Raw genomic sequence first — 6375 nt, forward strand, 5'->3', positions numbered from 1 at the left:
CTTGGGGTTTCCCCAAGTAGAGCACCTTTTCAAGACAGACTGGGGGACGGGGAGACTGGGAGACTGGGAGACTGGGAGAGTGCAATAAATAAAGATAACTTTTCTAACAGTGTCTTAGATTTTGATGATGAAACTATCGCGGCGGTGAAAATCTGGTTCTGTGCCGGGATGAGTTAATGCCCAATAACTCATCTCATGCTGTTGAGATTTAATTACCGTTGTTACCGAAATTTCTAAGGGTCGTTCTGGTGGAATAATTTTATTCAGATCGAATATTAATGTTAATAGTAGCGAATTTGCTTGTCGATCGATCTCAAAAGGTAGAGTTACAAATGCTAATTCATTTTGTAAACCTTGACGGTAATCATCTAAGTGAAAAACATTCCAATCGCCATTCGGTGCCAGATTGAATTCCCAATAATTTGAGTTACCTGGAATTCCAATAAAAAACTCAAAGCAAGTAGCCTCCCATAGCTCGAACTTGCGACTGGGCAAAGCTTTAGGTGGATCGATCGCGTTGGTAGAGCCACTGGTAAGGAGAATCGCAAGATCGCCTTGGAGTTGATATTCGATCGATAATAGCTCATTTTGCCGATCGATTCTGCCGCTCAGTTCGAGCTTAGGTAATAAAGCCTGCGTCGGAAACGGAATTAGTTTAAACTCATTCATCCTCGCAGCTCCTCAATTATCGATCGAATTACTAATTCTTGGGCTTCGATACTTTCGGTTAACTTAAATTGCACCAGCGCGCGATCGAGATTATGTGTCGGATATTTAACTTTAAAATAAACATTTCCGGCTAGATAATCGGTGAAAAATCTCAATCCTAACTCGAAGGCAATTAACCGCATTGCATCGAACATGTACTCGTAATCGTGTGCGCCTAAAAAACCACGCGCTTGAGAGAGATATCCGTCCAAAATTGCCCGACACATCTGCGTGTCAAAGTGTACCCGTTCCCATTCTTTTGTCTCTTCACCGAGTGGGTTACAGCCCGATCGCAAGCAATCGCCGATATCATAGTGTACCAGTCCCGGCTTGACCGTATCGAGATCGATCGCCCCGATCGCCTGTTGGGTGGTGGTGCAAATCATCACGTTATTCACCTTAGGATCGCCGTGAATCGGTCGTAAAGGCAGCTTACCACTAGTTTTAGCATCTTCGAGTACTCGCGCCCATTCTTGCCGCTCTCGCACGAACTGGAGACAATAATCTACTTCCCGATTTACTGTTGGGGTGTGGGTAGATAGCACCTGATGATAATATTCCAGATATTGGGGCGTAATATGAAACCCTTCTAGCGTATCGGCTAATTTATCGGGATCGAGATCGCTAATTAAATGATGAAATCTGCCTAATGCATAACCAACTTCCCAGCCATGTTGAATGTCTTGGATGATATCGAGCGTTTGGGAATCATCGATAAAGCTAATCGCACGCCAATACGAGCCATCGGGTTCGATCCAATGGTCGCGATCTTCTATAGTTAATAATACGCGCGGTACTACCCATCTTCGTCCCGCAGGTGCTGTTTCACTCTGCAATTTCTGGTGCATATGCTCGGTAAAAATTCGCATATTTCGCATCACTAGCGCAGGTTGTTGAAATACATGAGTATTAATCCGCTGCAAGACAAAATGCGGATCTGTAACATCGGCAATCGTTACCAGAAATGTATCATTAATATTGCCACTACCAAACGCCCGCAGTTCGGTAACTTCTCTGGATTTAGCAAATTGTCGAGCGATATTTTTAAGACGATCCAATGTTTTATTTAGGTTTTAGGTTTTAGGCTTTAGGTTTTAGGCTTTAAGAATGTAGTTTCTAACTATCCACTATCCACTATTCACTCATTTCGCAACTTGCTGCGTCGATTTATTTTCTAGCGATTCAAATAAAGATTTCTCCTCAAGGGTAATCGAATTACGCTCGGTGACTAGTTGATTGTAACTGGCGGTTTGCTCTCTAAGTTGGACGACTAATCGATTGTAATTGCGGACGCGATCGTTAAAAGTAGCAATGCGGGTACTATAATCGGTTTGGGTATTAGCCACGATCTCAGTCTGAATCGTCGAGCCTTCAATTTCTACTTGTTTAGACTCTTGTTTGACTCGATCGGATAGTTGTTCTAATGCCAAATTTTGCATTGATAACTGCTGACTGAGTAGCTTTGCCTTGTTCCTAAGTGCGGTAAATCTGCCCTCATACTGTTCTGATAACGCGACGATCGTCGATCGATTGGTAAAATAGATGCGGTAATGTGCCTCTAATTCAGGGCTAAGATTTTGGACTTCGGTGCCCAGAATTGAGTGTAGCTCATTATCTACCGATCGGGAATCTTGCTCTCGGTATGTTTGGACGATCTTCCGAATCCGAGGATTATCGAGTTGGTTGAGTACTGCTTGTAATTGTTTATTAATTTGCGACTGCTCGAAGATCGACATCCGCTGATAGACAACATGCAACATTTCGTGCGCTGCTGTGACTTCCATCACGCCTTGCAAGCGCGGATCTGTCACCGCTTGCAGAAAAATCCCTTTGCTAGGTACATAGCAACCCAGTACGATGGTATGCTCGGAACTTTTGCATAAATTCAACGATAACTTGGTAGCTTCGATTGTCGGCTGATTGACATAAAATAACCGCCGCGCGGTATCTGTCATCATCGTCGTGGCGGCGAGTCTACTAACTTCTGGCGGTGGCTGATATGTGAGCAGTCTACTCCAGTCTTCTAAGTCTTGAGTAAATCTAATCCCGATGAAAACGACAGCAACCCCAATTGCCATGACGAGATAACGTTGAAACCGTTTCATGGAAAAATAACTAAATAATGTTGCAGGCTGGTGATTCTGTCAGATTCTACTCTAACAGGCGATTTCGATTCTTGCACTAACTAGGGCTTTAGGCTTTAGGTTTTAGGTTTTAGGGTGAATAGTGAATAGCGAATAGGTTTTGGAACTGCGTTCCTTGGTTTCTCCTCCCACACTCCCCGTCTCCCACCATCGTGTTAATCTTCGTTGCGGTGCTAGTGCCAAAGCCAGATCGCGCGTGTTAACTTTGATAAGCAAGGCTTAAAGCATCGATCCTTAATTTAAGAGAAGTAATTCAGTGATGGAGAACAATTTCGCCCAGACTGCCCTAGTACACTCTCAACTAGCAGCAGGTGAAGAAATGAGTGACTATGTAGCTCATCTACAAGTACACATGGCACTTCAAGCACGCAATTTAGTACCTACTCTAACCAATACCCTCGATAGTCGAGAATTATTCCTCTATCAAACCCAAGCGCATTTTGAAAAGCTGGCATCTCGGCAAATCTGCTAATTACGCCTCGCTCCGCGCGTAATGGCTGCCTAAAATGTGGTGCAGATTTACCACATTGCCAATTATGGCGATCGACGGCGCACTAAACTGGGAAATTTCGACTTCCCGCACGATCGTTTCTAATGTGGCGACTAATTCTTGCTGCTTGGGTGTCGTTCCCCATCTAACTAGCGCAATGGGGGTATTAGCAGCTAATCCCGCAGCGGTTAACTCCGCTGCAATTCGATCGAGGTTGTGGATGCCCATGTATATTACAATCGTTTCCGCAGCTTTAGCGATCGCACTCCAATCGACCCCAGGACGGTATTTACCCGCCATTTCGTGCCCCGTGACAAAAATTACTGAAGAACTGTAATTGCGATGCGTGAGGGGAATGCCAGCGTATGCTGGAGCGGCAATTCCCGAAGTCACACCAGGCACGACTTCAACCGATATTCCCGCCGCGACGAGATCTTCCATTTCTTCGCCACCGCGCCCGAAAATAAATGGATCGCCACCTTTAAGGCGCACTACTACCGCATGTTCGCGCGCTTTAGCAATTAATAACTCGGTAGTCTCTTGCTGGAGCAGTGAATGTCTACCCATCCGTTTCCCCGCATCGATTTTTTCTGCGTATGGCGAGATAATTGTCAAAATTTCCGCACTGACTAGGGCATCATAAATCACTACATCAGCCGACTCTAGTAAGACTTTACCCTTAATCGTCAGCAATCCAGGATCTCCAGGCCCCGCGCCTACTAAATAGACTTTACCAATCTGTGTCACTTTTAATTAGGTTTTAGGTTTTAGGTTGTAGGCTTTAGGATTTTGGGCTGCAAGCATTTGGCTAAATCCCTATCCACTATCCACTATCTCAAAATTTTACCAATCGTTGCTACTAATTCTGGACTATTACCGATCGGTTCGCCTAGAATTAATTTTACCTGTGGATATTGCTCTCTTAATTGTGCGATCGATTCGCCGATCGCGTCTGTGATGCCACCCGCAAATAGAAAATAGGGTAAGATGCCAATCTCGGTGGCACCTGTGGCGATCGCACTGGCAACTCGATCGGCTAAACTAGGAGGCACCGACCAGTAAGCAGCTTGAAGACCTAAATCATGGGCTAATCGATCGACGATCTGGTTACTGCCAGCGCGACGACTACCATGAGCTAAAATAATACTCTGACTGGGCAATGTCAAACGGTTCCGAGCGAACAAATTGCTAAAATCGGGATTGTCACCCAAAAAACCAGTAACCACTAATTTTACCTTATCGCCAATTTCGCGATCGGCAAGTGCCACCTCCGTGGGGATATCTTCCATGACATGAACGCCAGGGATTAAAAATAATGGGAGCATCACGATTCGATCGATTCCATTATTTTGACATCGATCGGCAAAATTACTAATCTGAACGTGTAATGGTGTCGGAGCTAATTCTAGTTGCGCTGTCTCTACTAAAATTGGCATTGTGCTGGGCGCAGTTGGTTCCAACCATTCGCTTAATTGCCGTGCGATGATGGCTGCGGCTAACTGCGGACGCAGATCGCGACTGCCGTGAGATACTAATAAGTAAGCGTCGGACAAGTGAGTTGGGTGTAAATAAAGATCGAATCTTAGTTATAGCATTAACGGCGATCGCGGCTTAAATTTTCCGACCGATTTTACCGAGTTTCCGCTTGAGAGTTGCACCAACCCCCATCGCTAGCCCAATTCCCAACAGATTGCTTGGTTCGGGAACTGCGGTAGAATCGGCGGTGGTGAGAGTAATTCTGGCAATATCTACACTCGCACCAGCCGAAGTCGTACTATCGCCAAAGAAAATAAAATTAGGGTTGTTGTAGACATTCCCAAATACTGTATTCGCTGCTGAATAGTCTCGCACGAAACCACTGACGATCGAATTACCGCCACTCGATAGCGTGTAAGTATCGCGCGAAACAGTGAGATCGTATTGAGTTAAATTGCCAAGGATGCCGCCTACACCTGTAGCTCGCTCGCCAATACTGTTAAAGTTAGCATCGTTTTGTGAGAAAATATCGGTGTTTCTAAACCCGATTTCGATCCCCTTTTTATCGTTACCTAACACGATTGCACTAAAGCCCGCCCGAAATGGCCCATTAACACCACTATTAGTTTGCGAGTTAATTTTGACGGTAAAACTGAGTGTATAACCAGCATTATTATTTAATATTAATGGTGGCAATGAGTTGTTAACTAAACCACCTGTCAGTGCGTAATTAGAATAACCCGCAAATGTCCCTTCTCGGCTACTCGTATTGAGGGTAGTTACACCCCCAGCCGCTGTTTGCGAACCCGTACCGATATTCACAAAACCTAAATATGCAGGTGGATTATACAGATCTGGCGTAACGCCTGAAGTGCCATCGTAAAGTGTAATCGTTGCCGCGCTAGCTCGATCGCTATTGCCCATCGAGACGATCCCACCTGCGGCGATTGCAGAAATGATTCCCCAGTAGTTTAGTTTCATATTTTATCCTGCATTGCGGCTATAAGATACACTCACACCCATTATGCGCGGACGATCGAGAAACACAATTATTTTTAATAAATATTACACATAATTGACGGATGACTCGATCGAGCTAAAAATTCAATCTAATCATCTGCGTGTGCGTAGCGATTGAAGAGAAAATCGAGGGCATAATTGCGGAGATCGATGTAAGTTTGACTTGCCATAATTTTCTCCCGATTGCGGGGACGATCGAACGGAATATCCAGTACTTCGCCAATTTTAGCAGCAGGGCCATTAGTCATCATCACCAATCGATCGGCTAAATATAATGCTTCGTCGATATCGTGGGTAATCATTAGTACAGTAACTTTATGTTCAGTCCAAATCGTGAGGAGTTCGTCTTGTAATTCTTCTTTGGTAATAGCATCGAGGGCACCAAAGGGTTCGTCTAATATTAACACCTGGGGCTTAATTGCGAGGGCACGCGCGATCGCGACGCGCTGTTTCATCCCGCCAGAGAGTTGTCCGGGCTTTTTGCTGGCAGATTCGGTGAGTCCCACCATATTGAGGTGTTCGCGGACGATTTCTTTT

8 protein-coding genes are annotated in these 6375 nt (G+C 45.0%); 1 reads left to right on the forward strand and 7 read right to left on the reverse strand.

Features of this window, described 5'->3' with window-relative positions; translation table 11 throughout:
• Window positions 1-114: 114 nt before the first annotated feature.
• The 3 genes from Q0R35_RS14640 to Q0R35_RS14650 form a co-directional block, all read right to left on the reverse strand.
• Window positions 115-669, reverse strand: a complete 555-nt coding sequence (locus Q0R35_RS14640) for a DOMON-like domain-containing protein (RefSeq protein ID WP_295619761.1) — start codon at window positions 667-669, stop codon at window positions 115-117.
• Entirely contained in the window at window positions 666-1766 is a 1101-nt protein-coding gene (locus tag Q0R35_RS14645; protein WP_295619763.1) for an aminoglycoside phosphotransferase family protein, read from the reverse strand. The genes Q0R35_RS14640 and Q0R35_RS14645 overlap by 4 nt, the downstream gene beginning before the upstream one ends.
• 84 nt (window positions 1767-1850) lie before the next feature.
• Entirely contained in the window at window positions 1851-2813 is a 963-nt protein-coding gene (locus tag Q0R35_RS14650; RefSeq protein WP_295619765.1) for a hypothetical protein, read from the reverse strand.
• 298 nt (window positions 2814-3111) lie between these two features.
• On the opposite strand from Q0R35_RS14650, the gene Q0R35_RS14655 reads away from it, so the two are divergent.
• Window positions 3112-3324 (forward strand): hypothetical protein, encoded by a 213-nt coding sequence (locus tag Q0R35_RS14655; protein WP_295619767.1) that lies wholly within the window; start codon window positions 3112-3114, stop codon window positions 3322-3324.
• Here the strand turns inward: Q0R35_RS14655 and cobA are convergent, their stop codons facing one another.
• The 4 genes from cobA to Q0R35_RS14675 form a co-directional block, all read right to left on the reverse strand.
• On the reverse strand, window positions 3325-4089 hold the full coding sequence (gene cobA, locus Q0R35_RS14660) for a uroporphyrinogen-III C-methyltransferase (RefSeq protein WP_295619769.1): 765 nt from the start codon (window positions 4087-4089) through the stop codon (window positions 3325-3327). It lies immediately after the preceding gene.
• Window positions 4090-4172: 83 nt separating this feature from the next.
• On the reverse strand, window positions 4173-4895 hold the full coding sequence (locus Q0R35_RS14665; RefSeq protein ID WP_295619776.1) for a sirohydrochlorin chelatase: 723 nt from the start codon (window positions 4893-4895) through the stop codon (window positions 4173-4175).
• Between the two features lie 58 nt (window positions 4896-4953).
• Window positions 4954-5799, reverse strand: a complete 846-nt coding sequence (locus Q0R35_RS14670; RefSeq protein WP_295619778.1) for a PEP-CTERM sorting domain-containing protein — start codon at window positions 5797-5799, stop codon at window positions 4954-4956.
• A 128-nt stretch (window positions 5800-5927) separates the two neighbouring features.
• Window positions 5928-6375 (reverse strand): ATP-binding cassette domain-containing protein (locus Q0R35_RS14675; protein ID WP_295619780.1); only part of this gene is annotated, 448 nt, incomplete at its 5' end.

The sequence above is a fragment of the Chamaesiphon sp. GL140_3_metabinner_50 genome, assembly GCF_025361915.1.
In the GTDB taxonomy this organism is placed as follows: Bacteria; Cyanobacteriota; Cyanobacteriia; order Cyanobacteriales; family Chamaesiphonaceae; genus Chamaesiphon.

Excerpts from the sequence above, each read along its gene's own strand:
- Q0R35_RS14640 (WP_295619761.1), bottom strand. The coding sequence starts at position 669 with ATGAATGAGTTTAAACTAATTCCGTTTCCGACGCAGGCTTTATTACCT.
- Q0R35_RS14650 (WP_295619765.1), bottom strand. The coding sequence starts at position 2,813 with ATGAAACGGTTTCAACGTTATCTCGTCATGGCAATTGGGGTTGCTGTC.
- Q0R35_RS14655 (WP_295619767.1), top strand. The coding sequence starts at position 3,112 with ATGGAGAACAATTTCGCCCAGACTGCCCTAGTACACTCTCAACTAGCA.
- Q0R35_RS14670 (WP_295619778.1), bottom strand. The coding sequence starts at position 5,799 with ATGAAACTAAACTACTGGGGAATCATTTCTGCAATCGCCGCAGGTGGG.